This window comes from Cupriavidus nantongensis (assembly GCF_001598055.1).
Classification (GTDB): domain Bacteria; phylum Pseudomonadota; class Gammaproteobacteria; order Burkholderiales; family Burkholderiaceae; genus Cupriavidus; species Cupriavidus nantongensis.
This window is the reverse complement of the sequence record NZ_CP014845.1, coordinates 82,504-96,543: the sequence shown is the minus strand read 5'-3', so window position 1 is coordinate 96,543 and position 14,040 is coordinate 82,504. Positions and strand designations below refer to the sequence as shown.

The window sequence follows — 14,040 nt, the reverse complement described above, 5'->3', positions numbered from 1 at the left end:
GGGCGCCGTCACGATGGCTGGTTTCAGGGCGCGCTAGATCCCCGCACACGTGATTACCTTATCGTCAGCCACCGCGACCGCCGACGATAGCCAACGCGCGACACCCTGACGATGCCGGTACCAGGCGCTCGCCACGTCCTTCTCCGCCCGCTTGATCTCATAAAAGTCACGCCATCGCCAACTGCGCCTGGGCTAACGACATGCTTGCGTTGCTGAGCCTGCCGCACAGTCAGGGCTGCCACCGCTTCGCGCCGGCCCGTTGGGTTTCATGTTTTTTCCGCCGAAATCAGTTGCGAGCGGCGGAACTCTGTTCCGTATTGTTGCAGCGTTTGGGAGGCTCTTCCCCGCATCTGCTGCGTCTCCGCTCATGATGCGGATGATCTGTCAGCCGGCAAATCGCCTCTCAAAAGATTATTAAAGATTCACTTGAAGAACGGCTACACGATTCGCCTCACGTCACTAGGAATAGTGTTTGATTCTTGAGGAGTAAACAACTCTGATCACGTGGTGCACTGCACAGGCGACCGTGCCATACAGATGAGCCGGCCCCGTCAATCCGTGCTATGCCAAAAGGATTGAAAAGACAATCGCAAGCGGATTTGCGACGTGTGACGAGGCGTTGAATGATCGCTGTACTGCGGGAACCGACGGCGCAGCGGGCCGGAGCCCAATAACAGCAGCGGGTCGGCCCGCGACGCTCAGATTGCTTCCAAGATTGGGCGGCAGCCGACTACACGGCTGCACGACCCGCCTAATTTCACTCAACCTCCACCCCCTGCCCCTCCACCACCGCCAACTCACTCAACACCAGCGTCTCATGCGCCAGCGTAGCCGCAAGGGAAAGCAAACCCTCCCAAACCCCCTGCTCCAAATCCGCCGCCTCCAAACTAACAGCCCCATGCTCACTAGCCATAAGCAATAGCCCATGAAGCTGCGCCGCCCGTTGCACCGCAAGACTCAACGGATTCTCGCCAGGGGTGTGAGCGGTGACGAGCATGTCGACACCATTGTGTTCCGCCGTAATACCGTGATGACTATGGCTATACATGGCACACCTCCACATACGCGTCCCGCGCGCGCTGCTGCATCGTGAAGGTACTGGAGATAGCCAATCGCCCAGAATGGGCAAGTAAGAACTGAAGCATAGGAATGCCCCCTAACCATACAGGTTCAGTCCCGCTCCCCGGGTGTTGATAGGGGTGGGCGGGCGCAAGGCAGGGTTAGCAGACCGGAGAAAGAGCCAAAAGCCGGCGAGCCCGAAGGCTCCCCTGCCAGGGCCCGCCCAAAGAAGGGGCGTGCGCAGGCGCGGCGAACGTAAGGATACCGCCAGAAGACGAACGTTCGGCTCTCTCTTTTCGGGCTGCTAAACCCGGTCGCCACGACGCAGCGACGAACCCAGTATGAAGAGGGGCAGCAAGCGCGAGTATGGGCAAACTCTTAAAACGTTCATCGCCGGATTGCCGGGATGGAGTGGGTGCGCAGGTGTTGATGCGGTTGGCTTCGTGGATGCGCCGGCCCTCTCCCCCGCCCCTCTCCCGCAAGCGGGAGAGGGGAGCAAACACGCGGCATCGCGAAATGCCGCAGGCTAATCAACCCTCAAAACCCCAGACTAGCCAACAAATCATCCACCTGCGCCTGGTCCGACACCACATCCGGCTTCCCTTCCGGATTCACCTGCGGCCCATTCATCAGCGTCGACGGCTGCTGCACTTCCACGCGGCGCTCGGACGGCACGTTGTCGATCAGCACCTGCAGCAGTTCCTGCTCCAGCGCGCGGATCATGTCCATCATCTTCTTGATGACCTGGCCGGTCAGGTCTTGGAAGTCCTGCGCCATCATGATGTCGAGCAGGTGGCTGTTGGTGGCGCGGGCCTGGCCGGGTACCTCGGACAGGAAGGCGCGGGTGTCCAGTACCAGCGAGCGGGCGTCGGCCAGTTCCACCGGCTTTTCAAACCAGGCGGCCCAGCGCTTATCGAGCGTTTCGGCTTGCTGTTCGATGTCGGACTGGATCGGCTGCGCCAGTTCGACCGCGTTGAGCGTGCGTTCGGCGGCCTGCTCGGTCATCGCGGCGATGTAGTTCAGGCGGTCGCGCGCGTCGGGGATGGCTTGCGCGGCGCGCTCGATTTCCTTGTCCAGGCCGAGCTCGCGCATGTTGTCGCGCAGCATGCGCGTCAGGTTGCCGATGCGCAGGATCAGTTGTTCGGCGGAATCGTTGCTCAGGGTGGGGGTCATGACAAACGCGCCTCCGCCTCAGCCGCCGAGTTTTTCGAAGATCTTGGTGATCTTCTCGTCCAGCGTGGCGGCCGTGAACGGCTTGACCACGTAGCCGTTGGCGCCGGCCTGGGCCGCGGCGATGATGTTTTCCTTCTTGGCCTCGGCGGTGACCATCAGTACCGGGATCTTGCCGATGTTGGCGTCGGCGCGGATGGCCTGCAGCATCGACAGGCCGTCCATGTTGGGCATGTTCCAGTCGGAGATCACGAACTGGAAGCTGCCGTCCTTGGCCTTTTCCAGGCCGGCGGCGCCGTCCTCGGCTTCTTCGACGTTGACGAAACCCAGCTCCTTGAGCAGGTTGCGGATGATCCGGCGCATGGTCGGGAAATCGTCCACGACCAGGATCTTGATGTTCTTGTCCACTTTAAAGACTCCAGTAAATACAGTGATGGCTGGTGGGTCCGGCTTTGTTGTTTCGGCTTGCCGGCTCGCTTAGACTCGTTGCGCGCGCGTGCCGTAGGTGGCCAGGCGCGCCATGACGCGCTGGGTCATCGCCGGCAACGGCACGACTTCATGCACGCCGCCGGCGGCAATCGCCTCCTTCGGCATGCCGAATACGATGCAACTCTGTTCGTCCTGCGCCAGGTTGTAGGCGCCGGCCTCGCGCATGCGCAGCATGCCGCGTGCGCCGTCCTTGCCCATGCCGGTCAGGATCACGCCGATCACGTTCTTGCCGCCGTGCTGGGCGGCGGAATCGAACAACACGTCGACCGACGGGCGATGGCGGTTGACCGGCGCCTCCTGCGACAGGTGCGCCACGTAGTTGGCGCCGCTGCGCGCGAGCAGCAGATGCGAGTCGCCCGGTGCAATATACGCATGGCCCGGCAGCACGCGCTCGCCGTGCTCGGCTTCCTTCACGGTGATGCGGCACAGGCCGTCCAGCCGCTGCGCGAAGGATCGCGTAAAACCGGCCGGCATATGCTGCACGATCATCACCGCGGGGCTGTCGGGCGGCAGCGGCATCAGGAATTCCTTGATGGCCTCGGTGCCGCCGGTGGAGGCGCCCAGGATGATCAGCTTCTCGGTCGACAGCAGCGGGCTGCGCAGCATCGGCACCGGCGCGGGTCCGGTGGCGGAGGGCGCGGCCGGTTGCGCGGCTGCGCGTACGCGCGCGCGCGATGCGGCGCGCAGCTTGTCGGCAATGGTGTCGGTGTATTCGAGCAGCCCGTCGCGGATGCCCAGCTTGGGCTTGGTGACGAAGTCCACCGCGCCCAGCTCCAGCGCGCGCATGGTGATTTCGGAGCCGCGCTCGGTCAGCGACGACACCATCAGCACCGGCATCGGCCGCAGCCGCATCAGCCGCTCCAGAAAGTCGAGGCCGTCCATGCGCGGCATTTCGACATCGAGCGTCAGCACGTCGGGGTTCAGGCGCTTGATCAGGTCGCGCGCGACCAGCGGGTCGGGCGCGGTGCCGACCACTTCCATGTCGGGCTGGCTGTTGATGATCTCCGTCATCAGGCTGCGGATCAGCGCGGAGTCATCCACGCACAGCACCTTGATCTTGGCGGCAGTCATGATTGGTCGTGCTTGTAAGGTTTCAGGGAAGCTGGCGCGAGTACGTCTGCCGCGCAAACAGTTCCGGCGAGCGCGACGGTTCGCGCGCCGAAGTGGCAATGGCCCGCGCCAGCGCGCGTTCGTCGCGCGCCACCGAAACCTGGTCGTCCTGCCGCGTCAGGCGGCGCACCAGCGCCAGCCCGCCGATCGGGAAATAGCTGACGCGGCGCGCATGCGGGCCGCGCAGGTCCTGCGCCGCCACGCGCACCTCTTCCGCTTTCAGATAGCGCAGTACGAAGTCCGCGTTGCGGTCGCCGATGTTCAGCGTGGTCATGTTGGCCAGCACCGCGCCGCCGCCGAAGACCTTGGCCTCGAGCCGCTCGCGGCGCGCGCCCATCTTGAGCAGTTCGTTGATCAGCACTTCCAGCGCATAGCTGCCATAGCGCATCGATGCCGACAGCATGCGGTCGGCGCTGCCGTCGTCGTCCGGCAGCATGAAGTGGTTCATGCCGCCGACGCCGGCCACTTCGTCGCGGATGCAGGCGGCCACGCAAGAGCCCAGCACGGTGGTCAGCACCACGTCGTCGCGGGTCACGTAGTACTCGTTGGGCAGCAGCTTGATGGCCTGCTTGCCGAACTCGCGGTCGAAGTAGGTGCGCGTGGCCAGTGCTTCGGGCAGGTGGGGCGTGCGCATTACGGCCTGCCCCGACCGGCCGCGGACAGCGCGCCCGGTGCCAGTTCATAGACGGTCTGCCCGCGCAGCTGGAACGCGCGCGTGACGTAGGAGAAGTTCTCCGAATGGCCGGCGAACAGCAGCCCGTGCGGCTTGAGCAGCGGCACAAAGCGCTCCAGGATGCGGCCCTGGGTCGGCTTGTCGAAGTAGATCATCACGTTGCGGCAGAAGATGGCGTCGAACTGCTCGCGGATGCCCCAGTCGGGCGCGAGCAGGTTCAGCGGCTCGAACGCGATGGTGGCGGCCAGTTCCGGCTTGACCTTGACCGATCCGGTGCGCGGGCCGGTGCCCTTCAGGAAGAAGCGCTTGAGCCGTTCCGGCGACAGCCGCGCCACCTGCTCGGCCGAATAGACGCCGCTGCGGGCCTTGGCCAGTACCTGGGTGTCGATGTCGGTGGCCAGCACGGTGCCGGCGCGGTCGCCCAGCGCCTCGGCCAGGGTGATGGCGATCGAGTACGGTTCTTCGCCGGTGGATGCGGCCGAGCACCACACGCTGTAGGGCCGGCCAACCTGCCTGGCATGCTCCGCCAGCAGCGGGAAGTGGTGCGCCTCGCGGAAGAACGAGGTCAGGTTGGTCGTCAGCGCGTTGGTGAAGAACTCCCACTCCGGCGAGCGGTCGTCCGCTTCCAGCAGCGCCAGGTACGAGGCAAAGTCGGTCAGCTGCAGCGTGCGCAGCCGGCGCGCGAGCCGGCTGTAGACCATCTCGCGCTTGTGGCTGCCCAGCGAGATGCCGGCGCGCCGGTGGATCAGCGTGCGGATCTGCTCGAAATCGCGCTCGGTCAGCAAAAAGTCGCGCGCGTCGTCGCGCCGCAGCAGGGCGGCCGGCGCGGTGACCGGGCCGGTGTGTGCGGGGGCGGCGTTGCGGAACGGCGTCATGGGCTGTTGCTTCGGTAATGCAAGGTCAGGCGTACTCGGCTTCGACCAGTGCCATCTCGGGGCTGGTCATCAGCTTCTCGATGTCGATCAGCACCAGCATGCGGCCGTCGATGGTGCCCAGGCCGGTCAGGTGCTCGGTCGAGATCGACACGCCGAATTCCGGCGCGGGCTTGATCGCGTCGCCGGTCAGTGTCAGCACGTCCGACACGCCATCGACCACGACGCCCACCACGCGGCCGGCCACGTTCAGGATGATGACGACGGTCTGGTGGTCGTAGCGCACGTTGCCGAGGCGGAACTTAAGCCGCAGGTCGACGATGGGCACGATCACGCCGCGCAGGTTGGTCACGCCCTTGATGAAGTCGGGCGCGCTGGAGATGCGCGTGACGGTCTCGTAGCTGCGGATCTCCTGCACCTTGAGGATGTCGATGCCGTATTCCTCCGACCCCAGCGTGAAGACCAGGAACTCCTGGCCCGAAGCGTCGCTTCCGGGGGTATCGATGTGTCCGATGCCGGCCATGATGTCTTGTTCTCCTGTGATCGATTACTGCTGCAGCGCCGGTTCCTGCCGGCGCACGCCGGTGCGCTGCAGCGCGCCGACATCGACGATCAGCGCCACGCTGCCGTCGCCAAGGATGGTTGCCGCGGAAATGCACGGCACCTTGCGGTAGTTGGTTTCCAGGTTCTTCAGCACCACCTGGTGCTGGCCGATCAGCTGGTCCACCAGCAGCGCGAAGCGCTTGCCTTCGGCCTGCAGGATCACGGCGATGCCTTGCGTCGGCTCCTGCAGCGCGTTGGCGACGTTGAATACGCGGTGCATCTCCAGCAGCGGCAGGTATTCGCCGCGCACGTGCATGACGCGGTCCGAGTTGGCCGCGGTATGCACGTCTTCGGCCTTGGGCTGCAGCGACTCCATCACGCAGTTCAGCGGCAGGATGAAGGTCTCCTCGCCCACCTTGACCGACATGCCGTCCAGGATCGCCAGCGTCAGCGGCAGCACGATGCGGATGGTGGTACCCAGGCCCGGGCGCGAGCTGATCTCGACATGGCCGCCCATCTCCTGGATGTTGCGCTTGACCACGTCCATGCCGACGCCGCGGCCGGACACGTCGGTGATGACCTCGGCGGTGGAGAAGCCCGGCGCGAAGATCAGTTGCCAGACTTCCTCGTCGGTAATGGTGTCGGACACCGGCAGGCCGTTCTGCAGGGCCTTGGCCAGGATGCGCTCGCGGTTCAGGCCGCCGCCGTCGTCGCTGACTTCGATGACGATATTGCCGCCATGGTGCTGCGCCGACAGGATCAGCTGGCCGGTCGGGTCCTTGCCGGCGGCGACGCGCTTGTCGGGGGTTTCGATGCCGTGGTCCAGGCTGTTGCGCACCAGGTGCGTCAGCGGATCGATGATGCGTTCGATCAGGCTCTTGTCCAGCTCGGTCGCCTTGCCGAAGGTGACCAGGTCGATCTGCTTGCCGAGCTTGCTGGCCAGGTCGCGCACCAGCCGCGGGAAGCGCGAGAACACATAGTCCATCGGCATCATGCGGATCGACATCACCGCTTCCTGCAGGTCGCGCGCGTTGCGCTCGAGCTGGCCCATGCCGGAGAACAGGCGGTCGAACAGCACCGGGTCCAGCGACGAGGCGGTCTGCGCCAGCATCGACTGCGTGATCACCAATTCGCCCACCAGGTTGATGATCTGGTCGACCTTCTCGGTCGGCACGCGGATCGAGCCTTCGCCGTGCGATGGGGCGGGGGCCGGTGCGGCCTTGGCCTTCTCGCGCGCGGCGGGGGCGGCAGGGGCCGGCGCGGGTGCGGCAGCCACTGGTGCGGGCGCGGGTGCGGCAACCTCGGCCTGGGCCGGCGCCGCCGCCGGGGCATTGGCCGCGGCCGCGGCCTCGATCACGATCTGGTCGATGTCGATCACGAAGCAGCACACCGCGATGATGTCGTCGGCGCTGCACTGGGTGTTGAGCCACACCACCAGTTCGCCATTGGTTTCCTGCTGGCCGGTGATCTCGCCCAGGTTGGCGAGTTCTTCGCGCAGCAGCGCCTGGTCCGATGCCGAGACCTTGATCAGGCGGATCTTCAGGCCGCCGCCGGCGGGCGCGGCTGCTGGCGCTGCGGCCGCGACCGGTGCGGGCGCCGGGGCAGGTGCCGGGGCCGCGTCATGGCCGGCGGCTTCCTGCGCCAGCTGCTGCAGCACGGCGCAGATGCGCGCCAGCGTTTCCGGATCGGGTTCGGTGCCGTTGCGGTAGGCGTTGAGCTGGTCTTGCAACACGTCCTTGGTTTCCAGAAAGGTGTCGATGATGGTCCTGGTCAACGCCAGTTCCTGCCGGCGCGTGCGGTCCAGCAGGTTCTCGAAGATATGGGTGGTCTCGGTCAGCGCGGCGAAGCCGAAGGTGGCGGCGCCGCCCTTGATCGAATGCGCGGCGCGGAAGATCGCGTTCAGGTGCTCGGCATCGGGCGCCTCGATGTCCAGGCCGAGCAGCAGCTGCTCCATTTCAACGAGCAGCTCTTCGGCTTCCTCGAAGAAGGTCTGGTAAAACTGAGTGATATCGATATCGACAGACATGGCGTCCTGAGTCACTTGGTTACGGCGCGGGGCACGCTGCGGCAGCGGTCCTGCGTCATGGTTTGCTGCCCGATGCTGGCGCTGCCGCTGCAGGCGCCGACGCCGCCGCCAGCCCTGCCTGCATCTCCTGCGCGGCCTTGCCGGCCTGCGCCGCCACCGTGACCTCGGCGGCGCTGGCGTTCTCGGCCTCGAAGCGCGCCTGCGCCTTCTGGTTCAGCACCACGATGCTGATGCGGCGGTTGATCGGCGCGAGCAGGTCTTCTTTGTCCAGCGGCATGGTCGCGGCCAGGCCCAGCACGCGCAGCACCTTGCCTTCCTGCATGCCGCCCGCGATCAGCTCGCGGCGCGAGGCGTTGGCGCGGTCGCCGGACAGCTCCCAGTTGCTGTAGGTGCGCTCGCCGTTGGAATAGTTGGCAGCGTCGGTATGGCCGGACAGGCTGACCTTGTTGGGCAGCTCGTTCAGCACCGGGCCGATCTCGCGCAGGATGGTGCGCATATAGCTTTCGACGGTGGCGCTGCCGGTGCGGAACATGGGGCGGTTCTGCGTATCCAGGATCTGGATGCGCAGGCCTTCGCTGGTGATGTCCAGCAGCAGCTGCGGGCGGAACTGGCGCAGCACCGGGTTGTTCTCGATGATCTGTTCCAGGCGCTGCTTGAGCGCGCGCAGGCGCTGCGCTTCCTGCTGTTCGTTGCGGCGCTGTTCGTCGCTGGGGTCGTTGTCGTGTGCGCGCATGATCTCGCCGTCCTTGCGCATCACGTCCATGCCGCCGCCGGGAATCACGCTGGGCGACTGGCTGCTCTTCTCGCCGCCGACGATGGCGACCTTGAGCGGCATGCGGAAGTATTCGGCAATGCCTTCCAGCGTCTTCTTGTTGGCGCTGGACAGCAGCCACAGCACCAGGAACAGCGCCATCATCGCCGTCATGAAGTCGGCGTAGGCAATCTTCCAGCTGTGGTTGCCGTGCGGCCTGGCGTGCGACTTCGCCCGGCGGACGATGATCGGACGCATATCGTGTGCGCTGCTCATGTGGTGCCCCTTGCTGCGTGCGTTGCCGGTTGCCTTAGTTCAGGCTCTTGACTTCACGCACGTGGTCGTCGAGCTCGAGGAACGACGGACGCACCGTGGAGTACAGCACCTTGCGGCCGAATTCGACCGCCACCAGCGGCGCGTAGCCGTTCAGGGAGGCCAGCAGCACCACCTTGATGCACTCGTAGACCTTGACGTTCTCGGACACCTGCAGCTCGATGCGCGCGGCCAGCGGCGAGATAAACCCGTAGGCCAGCAGGATGCCGAGGAAGGTGCCGACCATGGCGTGCGCGATCAGCGCGCCCAGCTCGGCTGGCGGCAGGTCGGCCGAACCCAGCGCATGCACCACGCCCATCACCGCGGCGACGATGCCGAACGCGGGCAGGCCATCGCCGACGCGCGACAGCGCGTGGGCGGGGATCTCGGCTTCATGGCGGAAGGTCTCGATCTCGTGGTCCATCAGGGCCTCGATCTCGAACGCATTCATGTTGCCGTTGACCATCATGCGCAGGTAGTCGGTGAGGAATTCCATCACCACCGGATCCGACAGGATGCGCGGGTACTGGCTGAACACGCTGCTGGCGGCGGGATCGGCGATTTCCTTTTCCAGGAACAGGATGCCCTCGCGCCGTGCCTTGGACAGCAGCACGTACAGCAGCGACATGACGTCCAGGTACAGCTCTTTCTTGTACTTGGAACTCTTGAACAGTCCGGGCAGCGCACGGGCGGTCGCCTTGATGGCCTTGCCCGTGTTCGTGGCAATGAAGGCGCCGAAGGCGGCGCCGCCAATGATCACGAATTCCGCCGGTTGATATAGCGCGCCCATGTGGCCGCCGGTCATGGCGTAACCGCCAAGCACCGCCACAACCACGACGACATAGCCAAGAACTACTAGCACGATCGGATCCCCGTCTAAAAACGCGCGTCAGCCACGCTCATTGGCCCGCGGCACGGGCGCACGGAGGGAATCCGTCCGCCAGCGCTGCAAGCTTGCCAGCCGGCGGACCCTGACCAGGATCAGGTGTTGGTCTGCTCGGCGGCGGCGTCTTTCGAGAGCTTCTTCACTTTCCCTGCGCGCGACGGCGGACGGCACAGGCTGCACACGAAGTTCGCGTGCGGCTCATACGCGTGCGTGACAAACTGTCCGCCGCAACACGTGCACCGGGACAGCTGCAGCATGTTGCTCTCGAAGAACCGTACTAACGTCCAGGCCCGCGTGAAACTTAAGACAATTTCACCGCCGAGCAGCGAAACATGCTCGAGGTACAGGCGATAGGCGGCCACCACCGCGCGGATGCCCACGGTCTCGCCTTCCTGCACCATGAACTGGTACGCGGAGAAGAACAGAGACGAATGGATATTCGGCAGCCAGGTGGTGAACCAGTCGGTCGAGAACGGCAGCATGCCCTTGGGGGGCGAGACGCCGCGCAACTCCTTGTACAGGCGGATCAGCCGGTCACGCGACAGCGTGGTCTCGGCTTCAAGCACCTGCAGGCGCGCGCCCAGGCCGATCAGCTCGATCGCGAGCTGGGTCTGGTTGGCGTCCTGGAGCACGCTCTTGCGGCTGGGAACGGAGGTGGCCGTGTAACTCCGGTTTGGCTCGGCCTGCAGGAGCGCGGTCAATTGAGCGACTCCACAGGCTGACGTGCAAGCAGGATCGCGGCGTGGATCTGCTGCATGTCATGGCTCTTGGCCGTGTGGGTGAGGGTAGACAGAAGCGCATGGTCGTCGAAGCGGAACCTGCACAGCACCATGTTGGATGCCGCCAGCTTGACGAGTTGCGCTGAGGTCAGCTTGGCAAGGATATCCGCAATTTCCTTGCTGACCCCGAGCCGGAACATGGCTTCGACCTGGTTTTCGCGCACCAGGCGTTGCGCGAGCAGCAGATAGGCGAGGTTAACCTCCCTGATCTCCTGGAGAACTTCACTGCTTTCCAATTTATCCCCGCTACCAAAAACCCACCGTAGCCGCTTGTCCGGCGCTTACCGTGCCCTGGCGGGCGCGGCGACCAGATCGTTTGTATGCGGCTGGGCGGGTACAACGTACGACTAAGGAACTACGCCCGTGTCCAACTGTTATCAACTCCGTTACAAGTGTTACAGAGTGTAAGTAAGACTGTTACGTTTATATCGGCAATCGCCCCGCAATGCCAATCCCTACTTACGCGGGGGGAACGCAATGTCGCATGAAACATACATTGTGACCGGTACATTTTGTAACAAGTCACACGTGTGACTTTTGATTTCGCTCAACACAGCACGAGCAACCGCCCATCTGCATCAAACGAGCCGGCACGGCGTTGGTAGCTTGCTGGATTCCTCTATTGACGAAGGCCGCGCGGAGTGTATCGCCGCGCATGGTGTTCGTAGTACTGTCCAGAATATTCGGCTGGAATTTGCGCTATGCGGCAGCACCGGCTTCAATGTCCGAACAATCGGCGCAGCCAGTTCGCGAGCCGCGCGAACACATCGTCGGGCGCTTCGCGGAACAATGCCGGGCGCATGCGCTCGACCTGCTCCAGCACGCGCGAGGCCTCTTCGGGCTGTACCGATCCATATTCCAGCGCCAGCCCCAGCATGCCGCGCAACTCGCCCACGCGCGCGCGGCCGGCGGCTTCGTTGTCTTCGGTCTGCAGCGCGTACATCAGGTCATAGGCGCGCTGGCGCAGGCTTTCGGCCAGGCGCCATGCCGGCGTGCGCATGCGCTCTTCGAGCGCGCGCAGGTCTTCGGCCGACGCCGCCACCTGGGTCGCCAGCGCTTCGGTATAGGCGCTGTCGGCGCCGCACTCGGCCAGCACCTGCGCCGCCCATTCGCGCGCATGCGCCAGGCGCTGCTCGCCAGTCCAGCCCGGCTGCACCGCCAGGCCGAAGCCGAAGCGCTGGGCATCGCGCATCAGCGCCGCGAGCGCGTTCGGCAACTGCTTGTCGAACACGCGGCGGGCCCAGCCGTACTCACCCCCGGACAGCAGCCGCGAGACCGCGCGCTCGGTCAGCGGGCCGTCATGCTGCAGCAGCCGCGCGCGCAGGAAGTCATGGAACTCGGGCGGCAGGAACTCGCGGTCGAGCCCGGTCGAGACCCCGATGAACTGGTCGAATTCCTTGCGCAGCCTGGCCGCGTCTTCTTGCGGCAGAGCGAGGGTGATATCGGTGGTCATGGCAACACTCAGAACGCGCTCCAGTCGCCGTTGTCGGCCGCGGCAAGCGCGGGACGCGGCGTCATCGCCGCTGCGCGCGGCGCCGCCTTGACTGGCGCGGGTTCGGCCGCGTCGTGCGGGATTTCATCGGCGCTGGCGGCTTCCGCCTTGGCCATCGGCAGCTTGGCCGCGCGCTTGCTTACGGCGATGGCACGCACGCCGCCCGCGCGTTGAGTCTTGGGGGGCACCGCGGCAGTGGCCGGCAACACCTCGAAGCGATCCGCGCGCTCATCCTCCGCCGCCAGGCGGAAGGTCGCCACCGCGGATTGCAGGCGGCTGGCCTGCTCTTCGAGTGCGCCCGCTGCGGCAGCGGCTTCCTCGACCAGTGCCGCGTTCTGCTGCGTCACCTCGTCCATCTGTGCCACCGCCTGGTTCACCTGCTCGATGCCCGAGCTCTGCTCGGCCGACGCGGCGCTGATCTCGCCCATGATGTCGGTCACGCGCTTGACCGCCTGCACGATCTCATCCATGGTCTTGCCGGCCTGGCCGACCAGCGCCGAGCCGTTGTCGACGCGCTCGACCGTATCGCCGATCAGGCCCTTGATCTCCTTGGCCGCATTGGCGCTGCGCTGCGCCAGGCTGCGCACCTCGCCCGCCACCACCGCGAAGCCACGGCCCTGCTCGCCGGCGCGTGCGGCTTCCACCGCCGCGTTCAGCGCCAGGATATTGGTCTGGAACGCAATGCCCTCGATCACGCCGATGATGTCGACGATCTTCTTCGACGCATCGTTGATCTCGTCCATGGTCTGCACCACCCGGCCCACCACCTCGCCGCCGCGCAGCGCCGTGTCGGAGGCATTCGCCGCCAGGCCGCTGGCCTGGCGTGCGTTGTCCGCGTTCTGGCGCACGGTGCTGGTCAGCTCTTCCATGCTCGATGCGGTCTGCTCCAGCGACGCCGCCTGCTGCTCGGTGCGCTGCGACAGGTCGTTATTGCCGGCGGCAATCTCGCGCGACGCGCTGCCGATCGATTCGGCCGAGGCCTTGAAATCCCGCACCATGCGCGACAGCTGCGCCTGCATCTGCTGCATCGCGAACACCAGGCTGCTCTTGTCGCCGGCACGCGTGGTCACCGGCTGCGAGAAATCGCCCTCGGCAATGCGCGCGGCGATGGCCGCGGCATACGCCGGCTCGCCGCCCAGCTGGCGCGACAGCGCGCGCGCCAGCAGCACGCCCAGCAGCACCGACAGCGCCAGCCCGCCCAGCACCAGGCCCAGCATCCACAGGCGCGTTTCGTCGTAGACGCTGCGCGCTTCTTCCATGTTGTTGCGGGCGCGGTCGTCGCGGCGCTTGACCATCTGCAGCATCACCGCTTCCAGCGCGTGGCTGTCCTTGAGCAGGTCGGCGCTTTCGGAGAACACCTGGCTCTCGAACTGCGAGGTATCGAGCGGCTGCTTGCCGACCAGCTCGACATACTTTTCCATGCGCGCGCGGAACGCCGGCGACAGGTCCTGGTACTGCTTGACCAGCGCCTTGCCCTCCGGCTTCTCGAAGGCGCCCGTCACCTGGCGGATGCGCTCGTCCATCGCGGCCAGCGACTTGGCGATCTGCTCTTTCTCGACCGTGCGCTCGCCCATGGTCGACGCCGACAGCAGCGCGATCTGCGAGCGGCTGGCATAGACCAGGTTGATGTTGGCGTCCTGCACCGCCTTCAGCGCCTGCAGGTCGCCGTGGTAAATCTTGCCGGTCCAGTCGGCCATGCGACCCATGTTGACGACGCCCAGCAGCCCCATCACGGCGCCGATCACGGCGACCACCAGGAATCCGGCAACCAGCCTGGTCGTGACGCGCAATTGATTGAACCAATGCATAGCAACTCCCCCTTGTAACTGAAGCCTCGGGCGCGGCCTGCCGCACCCTGTGTACGCTGGCGGCGCGGTG

14 protein-coding genes are annotated in these 14,040 nt (G+C 65.5%); all 14 read right to left on the bottom strand.

The window, feature by feature from the left end:
- Window positions 1–757: 757 nt before the first annotated feature.
- Window positions 758–1,048 (bottom strand): hypothetical protein, encoded by a 291-nt coding sequence (locus tag A2G96_RS21835; protein ID WP_062802336.1) that lies wholly within the window; start codon window positions 1,046–1,048, stop codon window positions 758–760.
- Window positions 1,049–1,596: 548 nt separating this feature from the next.
- The gene (gene cheZ, locus A2G96_RS21830; RefSeq protein WP_062802335.1) at window positions 1,597–2,232 is read right to left on the bottom strand and encodes a protein phosphatase CheZ; all 636 of its coding nucleotides are present in this window, start codon (window positions 2,230–2,232) and stop codon (window positions 1,597–1,599) included.
- Between the two features lie 18 nt (window positions 2,233–2,250).
- Window positions 2,251–2,637, bottom strand: coding sequence for a chemotaxis response regulator CheY (cheY, locus tag A2G96_RS21825; RefSeq protein WP_018004712.1), 387 nt, complete (start codon window positions 2,635–2,637; stop codon window positions 2,251–2,253).
- 69 nt (window positions 2,638–2,706) lie between these two features.
- A complete protein-coding gene (locus A2G96_RS21820) occupies window positions 2,707–3,789 on the bottom strand; it encodes a protein-glutamate methylesterase/protein-glutamine glutaminase (protein WP_062802334.1) in 1,083 nt (360 codons plus the stop codon).
- Window positions 3,790–3,811: 22 nt separating this feature from the next.
- Window positions 3,812–4,462: a chemoreceptor glutamine deamidase CheD gene (cheD, locus tag A2G96_RS21815; protein WP_062802333.1), complete on the bottom strand. Its 651-nt coding sequence runs from the start codon at window positions 4,460–4,462 to the stop codon at window positions 3,812–3,814.
- Complete coding sequence (locus A2G96_RS21810; RefSeq protein ID WP_062802332.1) at window positions 4,462–5,376, bottom strand: CheR family methyltransferase; 915 nt, start codon at window positions 5,374–5,376, stop codon at window positions 4,462–4,464. Before A2G96_RS21810 ends, cheD begins: the two co-directional genes overlap by 1 nt.
- Before the next feature lie 25 nt (window positions 5,377–5,401).
- On the bottom strand, window positions 5,402–5,896 hold the full coding sequence (locus tag A2G96_RS21805; protein WP_062802331.1) for a chemotaxis protein CheW: 495 nt from the start codon (window positions 5,894–5,896) through the stop codon (window positions 5,402–5,404).
- A 24-nt stretch (window positions 5,897–5,920) separates the two neighbouring features.
- The gene (gene cheA, locus A2G96_RS21800) at window positions 5,921–7,942 is read right to left on the bottom strand and encodes a chemotaxis protein CheA (protein WP_062802330.1); all 2,022 of its coding nucleotides are present in this window, start codon (window positions 7,940–7,942) and stop codon (window positions 5,921–5,923) included.
- A 55-nt stretch (window positions 7,943–7,997) separates the two neighbouring features.
- On the bottom strand, window positions 7,998–8,969 hold the full coding sequence (motB, locus tag A2G96_RS21795) for a flagellar motor protein MotB (protein WP_062802329.1): 972 nt from the start codon (window positions 8,967–8,969) through the stop codon (window positions 7,998–8,000).
- A 34-nt stretch (window positions 8,970–9,003) separates the two neighbouring features.
- Window positions 9,004–9,867, bottom strand: coding sequence for a flagellar motor stator protein MotA (motA, locus tag A2G96_RS21790; protein WP_062802328.1), 864 nt, complete (start codon window positions 9,865–9,867; stop codon window positions 9,004–9,006).
- Between the two features lie 119 nt (window positions 9,868–9,986).
- Window positions 9,987–10,592 (bottom strand): flagellar transcriptional regulator FlhC, encoded by a 606-nt coding sequence (flhC, locus tag A2G96_RS21785; RefSeq protein WP_062802327.1) that lies wholly within the window; start codon window positions 10,590–10,592, stop codon window positions 9,987–9,989.
- Entirely contained in the window at window positions 10,589–10,906 is a 318-nt protein-coding gene (gene flhD, locus A2G96_RS21780) for a flagellar transcriptional regulator FlhD (protein WP_010812713.1), read from the bottom strand. Before flhD ends, flhC begins: the two co-directional genes overlap by 4 nt.
- A 482-nt stretch (window positions 10,907–11,388) precedes the next feature.
- Window positions 11,389–12,123, bottom strand: coding sequence for a DUF4088 family protein (locus A2G96_RS21775; RefSeq protein ID WP_062802326.1), 735 nt, complete (start codon window positions 12,121–12,123; stop codon window positions 11,389–11,391).
- A gap of 8 nt (window positions 12,124–12,131) precedes the next feature.
- Window positions 12,132–13,970, bottom strand: a complete 1,839-nt coding sequence (locus tag A2G96_RS21770) for a methyl-accepting chemotaxis protein (RefSeq protein ID WP_062802325.1) — start codon at window positions 13,968–13,970, stop codon at window positions 12,132–12,134.
- Window positions 13,971–14,040: the final 70 nt, after the last annotated feature.

What these genes read in the sequence shown, in the direction of transcription:
- A2G96_RS21835 (WP_062802336.1), bottom strand. Translation starts at nt 1,048, where the DNA reads ATGTATAGCCATAGTCATCACGGTATTACGGCGGAACACAATGGTGTC.
- cheZ (WP_062802335.1), bottom strand. Translation starts at nt 2,232, where the DNA reads ATGACCCCCACCCTGAGCAACGATTCCGCCGAACAACTGATCCTGCGC.
- A2G96_RS21820 (WP_062802334.1), bottom strand. Translation starts at nt 3,789, where the DNA reads ATGACTGCCGCCAAGATCAAGGTGCTGTGCGTGGATGACTCCGCGCTG.
- cheD (WP_062802333.1), bottom strand. Translation starts at nt 4,462, where the DNA reads ATGCGCACGCCCCACCTGCCCGAAGCACTGGCCACGCGCACCTACTTC.
- A2G96_RS21810 (WP_062802332.1), bottom strand. Translation starts at nt 5,376, where the DNA reads ATGACGCCGTTCCGCAACGCCGCCCCCGCACACACCGGCCCGGTCACC.
- A2G96_RS21805 (WP_062802331.1), bottom strand. Translation starts at nt 5,896, where the DNA reads ATGGCCGGCATCGGACACATCGATACCCCCGGAAGCGACGCTTCGGGC.
- cheA (WP_062802330.1), bottom strand. Translation starts at nt 7,942, where the DNA reads ATGTCTGTCGATATCGATATCACTCAGTTTTACCAGACCTTCTTCGAG.
- motB (WP_062802329.1), bottom strand. Translation starts at nt 8,969, where the DNA reads ATGAGCAGCGCACACGATATGCGTCCGATCATCGTCCGCCGGGCGAAG.
- A2G96_RS21775 (WP_062802326.1), bottom strand. Translation starts at nt 12,123, where the DNA reads ATGACCACCGATATCACCCTCGCTCTGCCGCAAGAAGACGCGGCCAGG.
- A2G96_RS21770 (WP_062802325.1), bottom strand. Translation starts at nt 13,970, where the DNA reads ATGCATTGGTTCAATCAATTGCGCGTCACGACCAGGCTGGTTGCCGGA.